At 63.4% G+C, this 20,080-nt stretch carries 1 protein-coding gene; it reads left to right on the top strand.

Annotation, left to right across the window (positions count from 1 at the left end; translation table 11 throughout):
- The first annotated feature begins 33 nt into the window (after window positions 1-33).
- Window positions 34-19,515, top strand: a complete 19,482-nt coding sequence (locus tag H663_RS37470) for an Ig-like domain-containing protein (RefSeq protein ID WP_205872745.1) — start codon at window positions 34-36, stop codon at window positions 19,513-19,515.
- Window positions 19,516-20,080 lie beyond the last annotated feature (565 nt).

The raw sequence follows: 20,080 nt of genomic DNA, 5'->3' as shown, positions 1-20,080 counted from the left end.
ACGACCTTTGCAGCCATCGAAGGCACCAACACCGTGCAAGTGCGGGCCACCGACGCTGCAGGCAATGTCGCCACCTCTGCGCCCCTGAGCTTCACCCTCGACACCCAAACGCCCGCCTTCACTGTGGCCTTGGTGTGTGACAGCGGCGCTTCTGGCGCTGACAGCATCAGCAAATCATCGGCGCTGGTGGTCACCGGTGCCGAAACTGGTGCCACTGTTGAATACAGCAGCAACGGGACCGTCTGGGCCAGCACCTACGCCGCCACCGAAGGCGCAAACAGTGTGCAAGTGCGGGTCACGGACACCGCAGGCAACCAGCGGGCGCAAAGTTTCAGCTTCACGCTCGACAGCACGGCCCCCACCGCGCCCGTGCTCACCCTGGTCTGCGACAGCGGCAGCAACGCGACCGACAAACTCAGCGGCAACGGTGCCATCAGCGTGGCCGCTGAAGCCGGTGCCACGCTCGAGTTCAGCACCAACGGCAGCACCTGGGCCAGCACCTTTGCAGCGGCTGAAGGCGCCAACACCGTCATGGCGCGCGTCACCGACGCGGCAGGCAACATCAGCCAGCCAAGCAGCCTGAGCTTCACCCTCGACAGCACAGCACCCGTGGCCCCCACGGTGGGCCTGTTCTGCGACAGCGGCACAGCCACAGGTGCAGCCACCGACAAAGTCAGCAACAACGGCACCCTCAGCCTGTCCAGCCCCGAAGCTGGGGGCCTCATCGAATACAGCACCAACGGCGTGCTCTGGGCGACCACCTTTGTGGCCGCTGAAGGCAACAACGCCGTCAAAGTGCGGGTAACTGACGCCGCTGGCAACCTGGGCGCAACAGCCGACTACAGCTTCACCCTCGACACCACCGCCCCCGGTTCACCGGTGCTCACCCTGACCTGCGACAGCGGTGCCAGCGCCACGGACCTGATCAGCAGCGATGGCGCGCTCAGTGTCACGGCAGAGGCTGGTGCTACCTTGCAATACAGCACGGACGGCACATCTTGGGCCAGCACCTTTGCAGCGGCCGAGGGCAACAACACCGTCAAAGTGCGCGCAGTCGATGCTGCAGGCAATACAGGCCCGGCCAGTAATCTGGGCTTCACACTCGACAAAACCATCGCCACGCCCACGCTGACCTTGGTCTGCGACAGCGGCACCAGCGCCTCGGATGCCATCACCCGCAATGGGGCCATCAGCGTGAGTGCGGAAGCTGGTGCCAAACTGGAATACAGCACCAACGGCACGTCTTGGGCGACCACGTTTGCTGCCGTTGAAGGTGCCAACACCGTTACCGTGCGCGCCACCGACGCCGCAGGTAATGTGGCCAGCTCCGCGCCCTTGAGCTTCAGCTTGAACACACAAGTGGCGGCTTTCACCGCCAAGCTCGACGACGCCAGCAACAGCGCCAGCACCGCCGACTTGCTCACCAGCGACAGCACGCCCACCATCAGCGGCACTGGCACAGCGGGCAACACCATCCAGGTCACCCTGCCCGGCACCGGTGAAGTGCTCAGCGCCACCGTGGCCGCCAACGGCAGCTGGAGCGTCACGCCCACGCTGGCCATCGTCAGCGGCAACGTGTCCATCACCGCCAGCGACGCCGCAGGCAATGTCAGCAGCGCCCAGACCCTGGCGCTGGCGGTGGACAGCAGCATCGCCACGCCCACGCTCAGCCTGGTGTGCGACAGCGGGGCCAGCAGCACCGACAAGATCAGCCGCGACGGCACGATCAGCGTGAGCGCTGACAGCGGCAGTGTGCTGGAGTACAGCACCAACGGCACGTCTTGGACCACGACATTTGTAGCTGCAGAAGGTGCCAACACTGTGCAAGTGCGGGCCACCGACGCCGCAGGCAATGTGGCCACCTCTGCGCCCCTGAGCTTCACCCTCGACACCCAAACGACCGCCTTCACTGTGGCCTTGGTGTGTGACAGCGGCGCTTCTGGCGCTGACAGCATCAGCAAATCATCGGCGCTGGTGGTCACCGGTGCCGAAACTGGTGCCACTGTTGAATACAGCAGCAACGGGACCGTCAGGGCCAGCACCTACGCCGCCACCGAAGGCGCAAACAGTGTGCAAGTGCGGGTCACGGACACCGCGGGCAACCAGCGGGCGCAAAGTTTCAGCTTCACGCTCGACAGCACAGCGCCCACAGCGCCTGTGCTCACCCTGGTCTGCGACAGCGGCAGCAACGCCACAGACAAACTCAGCGGCAACGGTGCCATCAACGTGGCCGCTGAAGCCGGTGCCACGCTCGAGTTCAGCACCAACGGCAGCACTTGGGCCAGCACTTTTGCAGCGGCTGAAGGTGCCAACACCGTCATGGCGCGCGTCACCGACGCGGCAGGCAACGTCAGCCAGCCAAGCAGCCTGAGCTTCACCCTAGACAGCACAGCACCCGTGGCCCCCACCGTGGGCCTGTTCTGCGACAGCGGCACAGCCACAGGTACAGCCACAGACAAAATCAGCAACAACGGCACCCTGAGCCTCTCCAGCCCCGAAGCTGGGGGCCTCATCGAATACAGCACCAACGGCGTGCTCTGGGCGACGACCTTTGTGGCCGCTGAAGGCAACAACGCCGTCAAAGTTCGCGTGAGTGACGCTGCGGGCAATGTGGGCGCGACAGCCGACTACAGCTTTACCCTCGACACCACCGCCCCCGGCGCACCGGTGCTCACCCTGACCTGCGACAGCGGTTCCAGCGCCATCGACCTGATCAGCAGCAACGGCGCGCTCAGTGTCACTGCCGAGGCTGGCGCTACCTTGCAATACAGCACGGACGGCACATCTTGGGCCAGCACGTTTGCAGCGGCAGAGGGCAACAACACCGTCAAAGTGCGCGCAGTCGACGCGGCAGGCAATACAGGCCCGGCCAGCAACCTGGGCTTCACGCTCGACAAAACCATCACCCCGCCCACGCTGACCTTGGTCTGCGACAGCGGCACCAGCGCCTCGGACGCCATCACCCGCAACGGTGCCATCAGCGTGAATGCGGAAGCTGGTGCCAAACTGGAATACAGCACCAACGGCACGTCTTGGACGGCCACGTTTGCTGCCGTTGAAGGTGCCAACACGGTTACCGTGCGCGCCACCGACGCCGCAGGCAATGTGGCCAGCTCCGCGCCCTTGAGCTTCAGCTTGAACACACAAGTGGCAGCTTTCACGGCCAAGCTCGACGACGCCAGCAACAGCGGCAGTACCGCCGACTTGCTGACCAGTGACAGCACGCCCACCATCAGCGGCACTGGCACTGCGGGTAACACCATTCAGGTCACGATGCCCGGCACCGGCGAAGTGCTGAGCGCCACCGTGGCCGCCAACGGCAGCTGGAGCGTCACGCCCACACTGGCCATCGTCAGCGGCAACGTGTCCATCACCGCCAGCGACGCCGCAGGCAATGTCAGCAGCGCCCAGACCCTGGCGCTGGTGGTGGACAGCACCATCGCCACGCCCACACTCAGCCTGGTGTGCGACAGCGGGGCCAGCAGCACCGACAAGATCAGCCGCGACGGCACGATCAGCGTGAGCGCCGAAGCAGGCGCCACCCTTGAATACAGCACCAACGGAACGTCTTGGACGAGCACCTTTGCAGCCGCTGAAGGTGCCAACACCGTCAGCGTGCGCGCCACCGACGCGGCAGGCAATGTCGCGACCTCCGCGCCCTTGAGCTTCTCGTTCGACACCACAGCGGCCACCCCCACGGTGAGCCTGAGCCCCATCACCGGCGACGATGCCCTGGGACCGGTTGATGCAGCCAGCGTCCGCACCCTGCTTTCTGGCAAGAGCACGCTCACGCAGGCGGGCGACGTCGTCACGCTGGGCTTGAACGGCCAGACCTACAGCGGCACCGTGGATGTTTTTGGCAACTACAGCATCGACGTGCTCACGGCCGATTTGCTCAGCGATGCCGACCGCAGCGTGGATGTGCGCGTGAACGGCGTGGATGCCGCAGGCAACAGCGGCAGCACCACCGTGGCCCACGCCTACAGTCTGGACACGACCGTGCCCACCGTGCTGAGCGTGCTGCTGGACAAACCCAGCCTCAAAGCCGGTGAGACCGCCCAAGTCACCCTCACTTTCTCAGAAAAAGTCACCGCCTTTGACCTGGCCGACCTGAGCGCCGACAACGCCGTGCTCAGCCAATTGGCCAGCGCCGACGGCAGCCTGACCTGGACCGCCACCCTCACGCCGACTGCCGCCATCGAAGACACCACCAATGTGGTCAAAGTCCTGGCCACCTACACCGATCTGGCAGGCAACACCGGCCTGACGGCCCAAAGCAGCAACTACAGCCTGGACACCCTCGCCCCCAGCTTCACGCTGCAACTGGACAACGCCAGCAACAGCGGCAGTCTGGGCGACACCCTGACCAACGACAGCACCCCGACGCTCAGCGGCACCGGCAACACCGGCGATACCCTGAAAGTGACGATGCCCGCAACGGGCGAAGTGGTGTCTGCCACCGTCGCCGCCGACGGCACCTGGCGCGCCACACTCACCCAGGCCATCACCTCGGGCACCGTCAGCGTGATCGCCACCGACGCCGTGGGCAACACCAGCGCCGCCCAAACCCTGAGCCTGCAAATTGACACCAGCTTGCCCGGCAACCTCAGCCTGGCCCTGGTCTGCGACAGCGGCACCAGCAGCAGCGACAAGATCACCCGCACAGGCGATGTGACGGTCACCGGCCAGGACGCCGACACCACCGTGCAGTACAGCACCGATGGCAGCACCTGGGCCACCATCTTTGCCGCCACCGAAGGCCTCAACACCTTGCGTGTGCGCCAGATGGACGCCGCAGGCAACGTCAGCGCCACCAGCACCCTGGCCTTCACCTTGGACACCACGGCACCCGTGCCCACACTCAGCATCAACCCGATCACCGGTGACGATGCCATCGGCCCCGTGGATGCCGCCAGCACCACCACCAAAATCAGCGGCACCAGCACCGGCGCACGCCCGGGCGATGTCATCACCCTGGTGCTCAACGGTGTGAGCTACACCGGCACCGTGGACGTGGTGGGCGAGTACAGCATCGATGTCGCCACCGCCGATCTGAGCGCCGACTCGGACTTCAAGCTCAGCGCCCAGCTGCTGGCCACCGATGCCGCTGGCAACAGCGCCGCCGCCACCGCCTCGCGCAGCTACAGCGTGGACGCACTGGCCCCCACGGTGCAAAGCATCGTGCTGGACAAGAGCACGCTCAAACTGGGTGAAACCGCCAATGTGACCCTCACCTTCTCGGAAAAAGTCAGCGCCTTTGACCTGAGCGATCTGAGCGCCGACAACGGTGTGCTGAGCAATTTGGTGACCACCGACGGCGGCCTGAGCTGGAGCGCCAAGCTCACACCCACGGCCTCCATCGAAGACACCACCAACGTGGTCAAGGTGCTGGCCACCTACACCGACCTGGCAGGCAACACCGGCGCTGCCGCACAAAGCAACAACTACGCCCTGGACACCTTGGCACCTGCGGCCATCATCAAGCTGGCCAATGAAAACCTCAAAGCAGGCGACAGCACCACGCTCACCATCAGCTTCAACGAGCCGGTGCAAGGCTTTGGCAACAGCGATGTGACAGTGGCCAACGGCAGCCTGGGCACCCTGACGAGTGCCGATGGCGGCAAGACCTGGACAGCCACTTACACCCCCACGGCCAACATCACCTCGGCGAGCAACCTCATCACCCTGGCCAACAGCTACACCGACGCGCTGGGCAACCCCGGCGAGGCGGGCACCAGCGGCAACTATCAAATCGACACCCAGCTGCCCAGCGCCACGCTCACCCTCACGGGCAGCAACGGCGCGGCTGTCAACAGCTTCACCGCAGGCCAAAGCGCCACGGTCACCTTGAGCTTCAGCGAGACCGTCAAGGACTTCAGCAACGCCGATGTGAGCGTGGACAGCGGCAGCCTCAGCCCCTTGTCCAGCAGCGATGGCGGCAAGACCTGGGTGGGCACCTTCACCGCCGCTGCCAATGTGGAAGACGCCACCAACACCCTGAGCGTCAACGCCGCTGGCTACAGCGACCTGGCAGGCAACGCCGGGGGCGTGGTGGCCAGCAGCAACTACGCCGTGGACACGCAAGGCCCGACAACCACCATTGCCCTGAGCAAGAGCAACTTCCTGGCAGCAGACACGGCGCAAGTCACCATCACCTTCAGTGAAAAAGTCACCGGCTTTGACAACAGCGACGTGACGGTGGACAACGGCACACTGAGCGCCCTGAGCAGCACCGATGGCGGCAAAACCTGGGTGGGCACCTTCACCCCCACGCCCGGCGTGGCCGATGCCACCAACACCGTGAGCCTGATGAACAGCTACACCGATGTGGCGGGTAACCAAGGCACCAGTGCGCAGAGTGCCAATTACGTGATGGACCTGAAAGCGCCCAGCGCCACCATCGCGCTCAGCGACAGCGCCTTGAAAATGGGTGAAACGGCCACCGTCACCATCACCTTCAGTGAAAAAGTGCTGGGCTTCAGTCTGGCCGACGTCAGCGCGCCCAACGGCAGCCTGAGCGCCTTCACCGCGAGTGCCGACGGCCTGAGCTGGACCGCCACCTTCACCCCCGCCGATCAAACCACGGCCGCCAGCAACACCCTGACTCTGGCCAACACCTACAGCGACGAGGCGGGCAATGCAGGCCAAGCGGCCACCGCCAGCTATGGCGTCAGCACCAAGGGGCCGAGCTTCACGCTCGCCCTGGACGCGGCCAGCAACAGCGGCAGCAGCGCCGACCTGATCACGAACGACGACACCCCCACGATCAGTGGCACCGGCACCGCAGGTGTCACCATTCAAGTCACGATGCCGGGCACCTTTGAGGTGCTCAGCACAACCGTAGCCGCCAACGGCAGCTGGAGCATCACGCCCACGCTGGCCATCGTCAGCGGCACGATGAGCGCCCTGGCCACCGATGCCTTTGGCAACAGCAGCACCGCCAAAACCCTGGCCCTGGTGATCGACAAAACCATGGGCGCCGCCAGTGTGGCCTTGCTGTGCGACAGCGGCCTGAGCGCCACCGACAAGATCAGCCGAGACGGCACGCTCAGCGTGAGCGCCGACAGTGGCAGCACGCTCGAATACAGCAGCAATGGCAGCACCTGGGCCACGACCTTTGCAGCCGCCGAAGGTGCCAACACCGTGCAAGTGCGCGCCACCGATGCGGCAGGCAATGTGGCCACCTCTGCGCCCTTGAGCTTCACCCTGGACACCCAGACGCCCGCCTTCAGCGTGGCCCTGCTGTGCGACAGCGGCACCAGCAGCGCCGACAAGATCAGCCTGGATGCCAGCTTGCAGGTCTCGGGTGCAGAAGCCGGTGCCTTGGTGGAGTACAGCACCGATGGAGCCGTCTGGAAAAACACCTACGCTGCCACCGAAGGCGCCAACAGCGTGCAAGTGCGGGTGACCGACGCCGCAGGCAACCAGCGTGCGCAAAGTTTCAGCTTCACGCTCGACAGCACCGCCCCCACCGCCCCTGTCATCAGCCTGGTCCAAGACTCCGGCACCAGCAGCAGCGACGGCAAAACCCAGGTCGGCGTGGTCAACGCCAGCACAGAAGCGGGCGCCACCTTGCAGTACAGCACCAACGGCAGCGTGTGGGGCACCACCTTTGCGGCGGTCGAGGGCATCAACAACGTCTTTGCCCGCGCCAGTGACAAGGCAGGCCATGTCAGCCCCATCGGCAACCTGAGCTTCACCCTGGACACCAGCGCACCCACAGCGCCGGTCGTGGCCTTGCTGTGCGACAGCGGCAGCAGTGCCACCGACAAGCTCAGCAACACCAGCACCCTGAACGTCACCACCAGCGAATCGGGTGGACTGATCGAATACAGCACCAACGGCAGCACCTGGTCGGGCACCTTCAGCGCCAGCGAAGGCCTGAACACGCTCAAGGTGCGGGTGAGCGATGCCGCAGGCAATGTGAGTGCGGCCACCGATTTCAGCTTCACGCTCGACACCACCGTGCCCTCTGCACCAGGCATGAGCCTGGTCTGCGACAGCGGCACCAGTGCCAGCGACAAGATCACCCGTGAGGGCACTCTGAGTTTGTCCACCCTGGAGCAAGGGGCGAGCTTCCAGTACAGCACCGACGGCAAGGTGTGGGCCAACACCTGGGCCGCCAGTGAAGGCAGCAACGCCGTGCAGACCCGCGTGGTGGATGCAGCGGGCAACGTCAGCGCCGCCAGCACGCTGAACTTCACCCTGGACAAGACCCTGAGCAAACCTGTGGTGAGCCTGGTGTGTGACACCGGCACGCCGATCGACCTGATCACCACCAACGGCGCGATCACTTTGACGCAGACCGACCCTGACGCCACCGTGCTCTACAGCCGCGACGGCATCAGCTGGAGCACCACGTTTGCAGCCGTGGAAGGCAGCAACACCGTCTTCGCACAGGTCAGCGATGCCGCTGGCAACCTGGCCTCATCCGACGCACTGGTCTTCACACTCAACACCCAAGCAGGCACCTTCACGGCGCGCCTGGACAACGCCAGCAACAGCGGCAGCTTGAAAGACAACCTCACCAACGACGACACGCCCACCATCAGCGGATCGGGCGAAACAGGTGCCACCGTGCAGGTGACCCTGCCAGCGCCGGTGGATGGCGGCAGTGCCGAAGTGCTGCAAGCCACGGTGGACATCAACGGCATGTGGTCGGTGACCGCAGGCAAGGCCGTGACTTCAGGCGAAGTCAGCGTGCTCTACACCCGCCCCAACAGCGGTGCCACCAGCACGGCCACCTTCAACCTGGTGATGGACAAGAGCGTCAGCACCCTCAGCCCCAGCCTGACGTGCGACAGCGGCACCAGCACCAGCGACAAGGTCTCCAGCCAGGGCACCCTGGTGGTCAGCGGTGTGGACGCCGACGCCAGCGTGCAGTACAGCACCGATGGCAGCACCTGGGGCACCACCTTTGTGGCCACCGAGGGTGTGAACAGCGTGCGCGTGCGCCAAACCGATGGCGCAGGCAATGTGAGCGCCATCAGCACGCTCAACTTCACGCTCGACACCACGGCGCCAACGCCCACGCTCAGCATCAACCCCATCACCGGCGACGATGCGGTGGGCCCGGCCGATGCGGCCAATGCCACCAGCAAAATCAGCGGTGCCACCACCAACGCACGCCAGGGCGACCTGATCCAGGTGGTGCTCAATGGTGTGAACTACAGCACCACGGTGGACACCGTGGGCCAGTACAGCCTGGATGTGGCCACCACCGACCTGACGACAGACCCGGACGCCACCGTGGCCTTGAGGCTGGTGGCTTCTGACCTGGCAGGCAACACCGCCACCGTGCAGGCCAGCCGCAGCTACAGCGTGGACACGTCGGTGCCCACGGTGCAAAGCATCGTGCTGGACAAGAGCAGCCTCAAGGTGGGCGAGACAGCCACCTTGTCCATCAGCTTCAGCGAAAAGGTCACGGGCTTTGACCTGAGTGACCTGAGCGCCGAGAACGCCGTGCTCAGCGGCCTGAACACCAGCGATGGCGGGAAAACCTGGACCGCCACCCTCACCCCGACCGCAGGCATTGAAGACACCAGCAACGTGGTGCGCCTGCTGGCCACCTACACCGATGTGGCGGGCAACACTGGCACTGCAGCGCAAACCGCCAACTACCAACTCGATACCCTGGCCACGACAGCGACCATCAAACTGGGCAACGAAAGCCTCAAGGCCGGTGACAGCACGGTCGTGACCATTAGCTTCAATGAAGTGGTCCAAGGCTTTGGAAACGCCGATGTACAGGTCGTCAACGGCAGTCTGGGCACCCTGACCAGCGCCGATGGCGGCAAGACCTGGACGGCCACCTACACGCCCAACGTCAACGTCGAATCGACGACCAACGTCATCTCCCTGGCCAGCAGCTACAGCGATGCAGCAGGCAATACCGGCACAGCCGGGGCCAGCGGCAACTACCAGATCGACACGCAGGCGGCCAGCGCCACCATCACCCTCAAGGACAGCCATGGCGCTGCAGTCAACAGTTTCACCGCTGGGCAAAGCGCCACAGTGACCATCACGTTCAGCGAAGCCGTCAAGGACTTCAGCAACGCCGATGTCACCACCCAAAGCGGTGACTTGAGTCCCTTGTCCAGCAGCGACGGCGGCAAAACCTGGATCGGCATGTTCACAGCGGCCCAAGGCGTCGAACGCAGCACCAATACGATCAGCGTCAACGGGGGCACCTACGCCGATCTGGCGGGCAATGTGGGTGGCGTGGCCGCCAGCGCCAATTACGCACTGGACACACAAGGCCCCACAGCCACCGTCGTGCTCAACAAAACCCGCTTGCTGGCAGGCGACACGGCGCAAGTGACCATCAGCTTCAGCGAAAAGGTCTCGGGATTTGGCAACAGCGATGTCACGGTGGAAAACGGCACATTGGACACACTGGTCAGCACCGACGGCGGCAAGACCTGGGTGGCCACGTTCACGCCGACACCCGGCACCGCCGATGCGAGCAATGTGATCAGCCTGGCCAACAGCTATGCCGACCTGGCAGGCAACCAAGGCTCAGGCACACAAAGCGGCAACTACGCCATCGACCTGAAAGCGCCCACGGCCACCATCGCCCTGAGCGACAGCGCCTTGAAGTCCGGTGAAACAGCCACCGTCAGCATCACCTTCAGTGAAAAAGTGCTGGACTTCAGCAAAACCGATGTCACTGCACCCCATGGCAGCCTGACCGAGTTCGTGGCCAGCGCCGACGGCCTGACCTGGACCGCCACCTTCACGCCGCAAGCCAACACCTCGGCCGCCAGCAACCTGATCAGCCTGGCGGGCAGCTACACCGACGAGTCGGGCAACAGCGGCGCGGGCGCTTCGGCCAGCTATGCCATCGACACCCAGGCACCCGTGTTCACCGTGCGCCTGGACGACAGCAGCAACACCGGCAACCTGAGCGACAACCTGAGCAACGACGACACGCCCACCGTGAGCGGCAACGGCACGGCAGGCGACATCATTCAGGTCAGCTTCCCCGGCACGGGCGAGTTCATGTCCACCACCGTGGGCGCCAATGGCACCTGGTCCGTCACGCCCACGCAAAGCATTGCCAGCGGCAACGTCACCGTGGTGGCCATCGACAGCGCAGGCAACACCAGTCCTGCACAGACGCTGGCACTGGTCATCGACAAGAGCATCGCTTCGCCCACCGTGGCCATGGCGAGCGACACCGGCAGCAGCGGCAGCGACAAGGTCAGCAGTGTCGGCGCACTCAGCGTGAGTGCCGAAAGCGGCACCTTGCTGGAATACAGCACCGACAGCGGGCAAACCTGGTTCACCACCTTCACCGCCGGGGAAGGTGCCAACACGGTCACCGTGCGCGCCACCGATGGCGCGGGCAATGTGGCCACCTCCAACACCTTGAATTTCACGCTCGACAGCCAGATGGCATCGTTCAGCGTGGCCCTGATGTGTGACAGTGGCACCAACAGCGCCGACAAGATCAGCCAGGATGGACGCCTGAGTCTGAGTGGCATTGAAACCGGCGCCACCGTCGAGTTCAGCACCAACTTTGGCACGGCAGGCACCAGCTGGAGCAACACTTTCAGTGCCACCGAGGGCAACAACAGCATCAAGATCCGCGTGACCGATGCCGCAGGCAACCAGCGCCTGCAAGATTACGGCTTCACCTTTGACAGCACGTCTGCGAGCGCCCCTGTGCTGGCCCTGGCCAATGACACAGGTGCCAGCAGCAACGACCGGACCACGCACGAAAGCCTGATCAACGTCAGCGCCGAGGCCGGTAGCTTGCTGGAATACAGCAGCAACGGCATCGTCTGGGGCCCCACTTTTGTGGCCACTGAAGGCGTCAACAGTGTGTTTGCACGCATCACCGACAAAGCGGGCAACGTCAGCCCGGCGGGCAGCCTGACCTTCACCCTCGACACCACGGCCCCCGTGGCCCCCACCGTGAGCCTGGTGTGTGACAGCGGCGTCAGTGGCACCGACCGCCTGACAGCCAACCCGGGCTTCATGGTCAGCAGCGCCGAAATCAGCGGCGTGGTCGAGTACAGCACCAACGGCAGCAGCTGGAGCACCACCTTCACAGCGGTCGAAGGCAGCAACAGCATCAAGGTGCGGGTCACCGACACGGCGGGCAACATTGGCGCGGCGACCGATTTCAGCTTCACCCTGGACAGCACCGGCCCCGACACCTCGGCGCTGGCCCTGGTGTGTGACACCGGCAGCAGCGGCACAGACAAAATCACCAGCCAAGCGGCCCTGAGCATCAGCACCATTGAAAGCGGCCTGGTCTTGCAGTACAGCACCAACGGTGCGCAGTGGGGCACCACCTTTGCCGCCGGTGAAGGCAGCAACACCGTCTACACACGGGCTGTGGATGCCGCAGGCAACGCGGGCACGCCCAGCAGCCTGAGCTTCACGCTGGACACGCAGCTGAGCAAACCCAGCTTGGCCTTGGTGTGCGACAGCGGCAGCCAAGGCGACAACATCAGCTCGCAAGCGAGCATTCAGACCTTCAACCTCGATGCCGATGCGCGCATTGAATACAGCACCAATGGCACGCTGTGGAACGCCACGTTTGCGCCCGTGCAGGGTGCCAACACGGTGATGGCACGCGTCACGGACACGGCAGGCAATGTCAATGTGTCTGAACCCCTGGTCTTCACCTTCGACACCGTGGCCCCCTCCCCCAGCATTGCCTTGAGCTGTGATTCGGGCACCAGCGCCAGCGACTTCTACACCCGCGACAAGAGCATCACCACCACCGGCGTTTTGCCCACCGACCAAGTGAGCTACTCCAGTGATGCAGGCCTGACCTGGAGCAACACCTTCTTTGCCGTGGATGGCCTGAACAAAGTCACCATCCGCGTGCTCGACGGTGCTGGCAATGTGGGCACCAGCAACACCTTGCAGTTCACACTCGACACACAACTGCTGGAAACGCCCATCAGCCTGACCTGCGACAGCGGCATCTCTGGCACGGACCGCATCAGCAGTCTTTCCGACATCACCGTGGGCAGCGCAGAAATTGGCGCCACGCTCAGCTACCGCGTGAGTCTGGCCGACCAGACCTTGGTGCGTGACTGGGCCAGCTCGTATTTGCCGCCCAGCAGCAATGGCGACTATGTGGTGGAGGTGCGCACCACCGACAAGGCGGGCAACACCAGCGTGAGCGCGCTGGACTTCACCCTCATCAACACGCCACCCGCCGTGGGCACACTGAGTCTGGTGACCGACAGTGGGCGCAGCGCCAGCTACACCTCCGACCGCATCACCAATGTGGGCCAGGTGCGCTCGAGCGTCACTTACGGTGTGGGATACACCGTGCTCTATCAGTACAGCACCGATGCAGGCAACAGCTGGAGTGTGCTCAAGCCCACCTTCTCGCCTGTGATGGACGGCACTTATCAGGTGCGCCAGGTCGTCTCGGATGCCGTGGCCAACACGGCCACCACGAGCCCACTGGTGTTCACCCTGGACACCACGGCCCCAGCGGCCCCCAATGTGACGCTGGTGTGCGATGCAGGCACGCCCGCAGACTTGCTGACCAACGATGGCCGCATTGCCGTATCTGGCTCAGAAAACCTGGCTCTGATCCAGTACAGCACCGACTCGGGCAACACCTGGACATCCACGTTCGCGGCCCGCGATGGCACCAACGATGTGTGGGTGCGCCAGATGGACTTCACCGGCAACACCAGTGCCGTGAGCGCCCTGAATTTCACACTCGACACCTCGGGCGTCCCCCCTGCGTTGAATCTGTTTTGCGACTCAGGCAGCAGCGTCAGCGACAGTTTGACCAACGATGTGCGCGTGTTTGTGGACAACCTGGAAGCCGGGGGCACGGTCGAATACAACCTGGACAATGCCGGCTGGATCAGCAGCTACACCGCCCCGACGGTGGATGGGGTGTACAACCTCAAGATCAGGGCCCGCGACAGCTTTGGCAACGTCAGTCCGGTGGTCTCGCGCACCTTCACGCTGGACACGACGCCAGCGACGGTGTCCAACATTTACAGCACGTCCATCCAGTACACCACCGGTGCGACCCTGGGTAACACCATCGACATCCTGATGGATCTGAGTGAGCCGGTGCAAACAGGCTCCTTCGTGGTGGTCAACCTCAACACGGGCGCACAGGTCACGCTCACGGCCCTGGCCAATGGCTCGCAACTGAGCGGCAGCTACGTGGTGGGCGCTGGTGAATCGACCACCGACCTGACGGTGGACACCTTCCAGAACGTGCGACTGACCGATTTGGCAGGCAACACCACCAGCGATGCGCAGGTGCCCATCGGCACCAACCTGGGCGACAACAACGCCATCGCCATTCGCTGGGCCTTGAACGGCACCGACGGCAACGACCTGATCAGCGGCATCAGCCGAGGGCTAGGCATCGACGACGATATTTTCGGCAAACTGGGCAACGACACCATCAGCTATGAAGGCATCACCACGGCCGTCAACGTGAATCTGAACACCGGACTGGCCACGGGCACCGATGCCGCCGTGATCAGCGACAAGATCGATGGCTTTGAAAACATCATCACAGGCTCAGGTGCAGACACCCTGGTGGGCACGGCCGGGGCCAACGTGTTTGACGGTGGCGCAGGCACCGACTCGATGGTGCTGGGAGACGGCAGCGACACCGTCATCAACAGCGCTGGGGCGGACACCATCGACGCCGGTGAGGGCTCGGACTGGATCGACTTCAGCCAGGGAACCACGGCGGGCTTGTCAGGCACCCTGAACGGTGCCACAGCTGCCAACATCACCGATGGCACAGGTGCCACCGATGTGATCAGCAACATGGAAAACATGGTCGGCACATCGTTTGCAGACACTTTGACAGGTGACTTGAACGCCAACATCTTGATCGGCGGCAATGGCAGTGACAGCTTCGCGGGCGGTGCAGGCAACGACAGCTTGCAAGGCGACGAGGGTGACGACACCTTGACCGGCGGCCTGGGCGACGACACTTTGTATGGCGGCGCAGGCAGTGACCGCATGGATGGCACCGCAGGCGGCCAGGACTGGGCCGATTTCAGCCGCGATGCGGGTGCGGTGCAGGTCAACCTGTCGGTCACGCTGGCCACCGACTTCAGTGGCGGCACAGACACAATCACCAACATTCCGAATGTGCTGGGCACCAGCTTCAACGACGTGATGCAAGGCGATGCGGCTGCCAACATGTTGTCGGGCGGCGATGGCGCTGACTCCTTGTACGGCTTTGGCGGCAATGACACCTTGATGGCCGGTCTGGGCGATGACACCTTGCTGGGTTTTGGTGGTGCCAACCTGCAAGGCGGTGACGGCTCCGACTGGGCCAGTTATGGGCACATCACGGCCATCAGTGGCGTGCAGGTGGATTTGAGCGCAGGACGCGCCACATTGGCCATTGGCACAGACTCACTCAGTGGCATTGAAAACCTCTTTGGCACCACCTTCAATGACCGACTGGGCGGTGACGCCAATGCCAACAGCATCATTGGCGGTGGTGGCAACGACACCTTGCTGGCCGGTGGCGGCAATGACACGGTGTTCATGATCGGCCAGGACAGCACGGCCTTGGTGGATGCAGGCACCGGGGACGACGTGCTCACGGTCAGCGGGCAGGGCATTTTGTTGGCCGGCGATGGCGACGATTTGGTGTCATTGCTGGACATCGGCACCGATTTCACGGGCACCACCATTCAGGGTGGCAGTGGCATCGACACCTTGAGCCTGGCATCGGCTTATGGCACGGTTTTTGACCTGTCCCAAGCCAGTGCCCAAGTCGATGCACCCCGTGAATTGGGGGCCATCAGCGGCATAGAAGTCATTGACATGGGCAGCGGCCTGAACCAGTTGATCATGGGCTCAGACTCGCTGAACATTGACCGCATCACCGGGCTGGTGGGGCAGGCCTCCTTGCTGCGCGTGGACGGCACCAATGGCAAGGCCTATTTGCCCGACGGTTTTGGCGGCATTGACGTGAACAAGGACGGCTTGGCCGACACCACTGTGATTGGCGGCAACACCTATCGCCTCTACAGCAACAGCGTGGTGGGCGGCAATGACACCATGGCGCTGCAGCAAGGCATCAGCGTCATCTACACCACCGTGCTCACCGAAGCGACCGACCCCTTGTGGATCGGCACCGACGAAGCCGACCGCGTCAATGGACGTGCTGGCAATGAAACCCTGGACAGCGCCAAGGGCGATGACACCTTGATCGGTGGTTCGGGCAATGACTCCCTCAATGGCGGTGCCGGTTTGGACTGGGCCGAGTACACCGCCAACAATGGCGACCCCTCCACGGGGGTGACCGTGAACATGCTCGCGGGCACCACCAGCGGCGCGGCAGGCAATGACACGCTCGTGAACATTGAAAACGTGCTTGGCAGCGCAGGCAGCGACAGCCTGGTCGGCAACGTCACGGCCAACTGGCTCATGGGCGCAGGGGGCAATGACACCTTGTTTGGTGATTCGGGCGATGACACGCTCACCGGCGGCAGCGGCGCTGACTCGATCTCGGGCGGCGCAGGCAACGACTGGGCAGACTACAGCACCAACGTCTCGGGCATCAGGGTCACACTCAACTCGACGGTGGGGGCCAATACCACGGTGAGCGCTGGCACGGACGGACCGGATACGCTCAACGGCATTGAAAACATTGCAGGCGGCTCTGGCTCTGACACGATTCTCGGTGACTCGATCAACAACTTTTTGATGGGCAATGCGGGCAATGACGTGTTGTCTGCGGTCAACGGCAGCGACACCCTGGTTGGGGGGTCAGGCAATGACTCCATGCATGGCGGCACCGGCTCAGTGCTGTTCTATCTGGAAAGCGGCAACGACACCTACAGCGGCGGTGATGCGGTCGCAGGCACCAACGACACCCTGGACATGAGCGCCTACAAAGGCACGGTCAGTGCCATCGGTCGCTCAGGCACAGGCTCGGTCGACTTCTCACTGGTCACCGATGCCTTCAACGGCACTGACTTTGTCACCCAAATGGATGTGCTCAGGTTCGGCAACGGCAATGTGGTCTACAACCCCTATTCCAATTACCCAACCAGCAGCGTGGGCAACAACCTGAACTGGGCCGAAACCGTCATCACCGGCAACGGCAATGACAGCATCTGGACGGGCTTGGGCGGTGACTCGGTGTTTGCGGGCGCAGGCAACGACACGGTGAACCCGGGGGGCCTGGGCAACAACAGCAACAACCAGGACCGTGACACCGTCGATGGTGGCGAGGGCAACGACTGGATCTCCTATTTCGGCGCGACGGAGGCAGTGGCCGTCAGTCTCAATGCAGCATCAACCACCTTCCAGGCGGTCACCGTGGCGGCTCAATCCAACTACAACACCGATTTCATCCGGGGCTTTGAAAACATCCTGACGGGATCTGCCGCTGACACCGTCTGGGGGACGCTGGCCGATGAACGCTTCATGACGGGCGCCGGTGCCGACTATGTTTATGCAGGCGACGGCAACAACTGGGTGGACTCGGGCTCAGACACGGGCAATGACAGGCTTTTTGCTGGTCTTGGCAACGACACGATCTACACGGGCCTGGGCACCGACCTGGTCAGCATCACCGGCGGCAACAATTTCGTCAGCGTGAGCAGCGGCGGCTTTGCCGACACGGTGGTGAGCGGCTCAGGCGATGACACCATTTATGGCAGCTATGGCCTCAATGGCAGCACCGCCAACGACACAGAGCCCGTTAACCGCAACAGCTATGTCAATGCGGGCGATGGCAACAACGTGGTGGTGACAGGCCAGCTCTACATTTACAACGGCGACCGAGTCATCACCGGCTCGGGCAATGACTTCATTGATGCGGGCAAGAGCGATTCGGCAGATGACACCGTGATCTCGGGTGCGGGCAACGACACGGTGTACCTGGGTGGCTCTTATGGCACCAGCCAGCAAGCCGATCTGGGCGATGGCAACGACATCGTTTTTGCACTGACCGGCGCGGACTCGCTGGTGGCCGGTGCAGGTCATGACACGGTCGATGCGGGCAACGGCAACAACACCATCTCGGGGGGTGCAGGCAATGACTCGATCAGTGCAGGCACAGGCGCTGACCGGATTGATGCAGGTACCGACAACGACTGGGTCAGCGTAGGCGACGGGGCCAATACTGTGGTGGCCGGCACCGGCAACGACACCATCATCACCGGCGTGGGCAATGACTACATCGATGCAGGCACCGACAACGATTGGGTCAATGCAGGCGGCGGCACCAACAGCGTGCTTGCAGGCGACGGCAACGACTACATTTTGGTCAACAGCGCCAGCACCAACAGCACCTTGTGGGGCGGGCTGGGCAACGACACCATCAACTCGTCAGGCAGCAACAACTCCCTGGTGGGGGGTGATGGAGAAGACCGCATCACGCAAACGGGCCTGTACGCCGGCTCCATCCATGGCGGCGCGGGCAACGACATCATCTTGAGCACAGGCTCCACCGGGGCAGAAACCGTCTGGGGCGGTTATGGCGATGACTTCATTGACCTGCGCAACGGCGGCACCACCAGCGGAGACAGGGTGTGGGGCGATGACACCATCAACGACACCATTGCGGGCAACGACACCATTTACATGTCAGACGCCAGCAGCACCGTCTCTGCGGGTGCGGGCAGCGACTGGGTACTGTCCGGGCTTGGCAACGACTCCATGCTGCTGGGCACGGGCAATGACACGGCTTATGGTGCTGGCGGCAACGACACGATGGACGGCGGTACAGGTGCAGACTGGATGGACGCCGGGGGCGGCAACGACTCCCTGCAAGGCGGCAGCACCGACGATGGGCTTGACACCCTGTATGGTGGCGCAGGCAACGATTTCATCAGTGGCGGTGCAGGCGGCGACTGGATGGACGGCAGCGCAGGCGACGACACCCTCATCGGTGGCGAAGGCACAGTCGGATCGGTGGTCGGCAACGACACCATCATCATCGGTGCAGGATCGAACATCGCACGAGGCGAACTGGGCAGCGATGTGTTCGTCTACGACAACAGCTGGATGAATGACACCAGCGCCGACACGATTGATGGTGGCGCGGGGGTAGACATCATCAAGTTTGAGGGTGCCGGGCTCGCACTGGATTTGAGCCTCACGGGCACCAACAACTGGGTCAACATGGAACGCATTGACCTGACCGGCACCGGCAACAACACCTTGCGCCTGGCCCGCGAAGACATTGTGGAGCTGAGCGATGTGACCGATGTCACCAATGCCAACCTGAATTCAAGGGCACGGCTGGTGATTGACGGCAACGCCGGAGATGCGCTGGACATGAGTGTGCTCAATGCCACCACCACCAAGGTGACCAGCGGCACCATGAGCTTTGACTTCAACGGCAACGGCGTGCTGGACGCCAGCGAAACCGCCACCGTCAACGCCAACGGCTTGATCACCATGGAGTCGCTGCTCAACGGGCAGCAAACTTACACCGTCTACAACGTCTCGAACACGGCGGCTGGCACCACCACCAACTATGGCCTGCTGATCCTTGACACGGACATTTTGCTAACAGGTGTCTAGCCGACCCCTCAACCAAGCCTTTAGCAAGCACCCTGTTGATCCGGCATGCCGAAGTTTGAAAGGTGTGAGACATGTCCTCTCGCAGAGTCCGACAACTCCCCGATCAGCCACACCGCTTGCCTGGGCATGAGCCCCTGGCGCGCCAACGTCGGGGTCTTCGACCACCGACCTACAAACACAGCTGAACCGTAGGTCGGTACTCGCAGAGTCCGACAACTCCCCGATCAGCCACACCGCTTGCCTGGGCATGAGCCCCTTTGCACGCCAACGTCGGGGTCTTCGACCACCGACCTACAAAAACAGCTGCATCGCAGGTCGGCACTCGCAGAGTCCGACTCTTCGTAGGTCGGCACTCGAAGAGTCCGACTTTTGCCCGCTTCGGCGCAGGCCCCATGTCGGGGTCTGCGACCTCCGACCTACAGCATGCGTCCGTAGGTCGGCACTCGAAGAGTCCGACGTTTGCCCGCTCAGGCACAGACCCCTGAGCCGTGTGTTGCCCGTTGGGAGGATTTTGTGGGAGCTTGCCAGCCAAGCGAAAAGGCTGTGCTCCACATGCGTCTGATCG

This window comes from Limnohabitans planktonicus II-D5 (assembly GCF_001270065.2).
GTDB classification, from domain to species: Bacteria; Pseudomonadota; Gammaproteobacteria; order Burkholderiales; family Burkholderiaceae_C; genus Limnohabitans_A; species Limnohabitans_A planktonicus.
The sequence above is the reverse complement of the archived record's forward strand: the minus strand, read 5'-3'. Positions and strand labels throughout refer to the sequence as shown.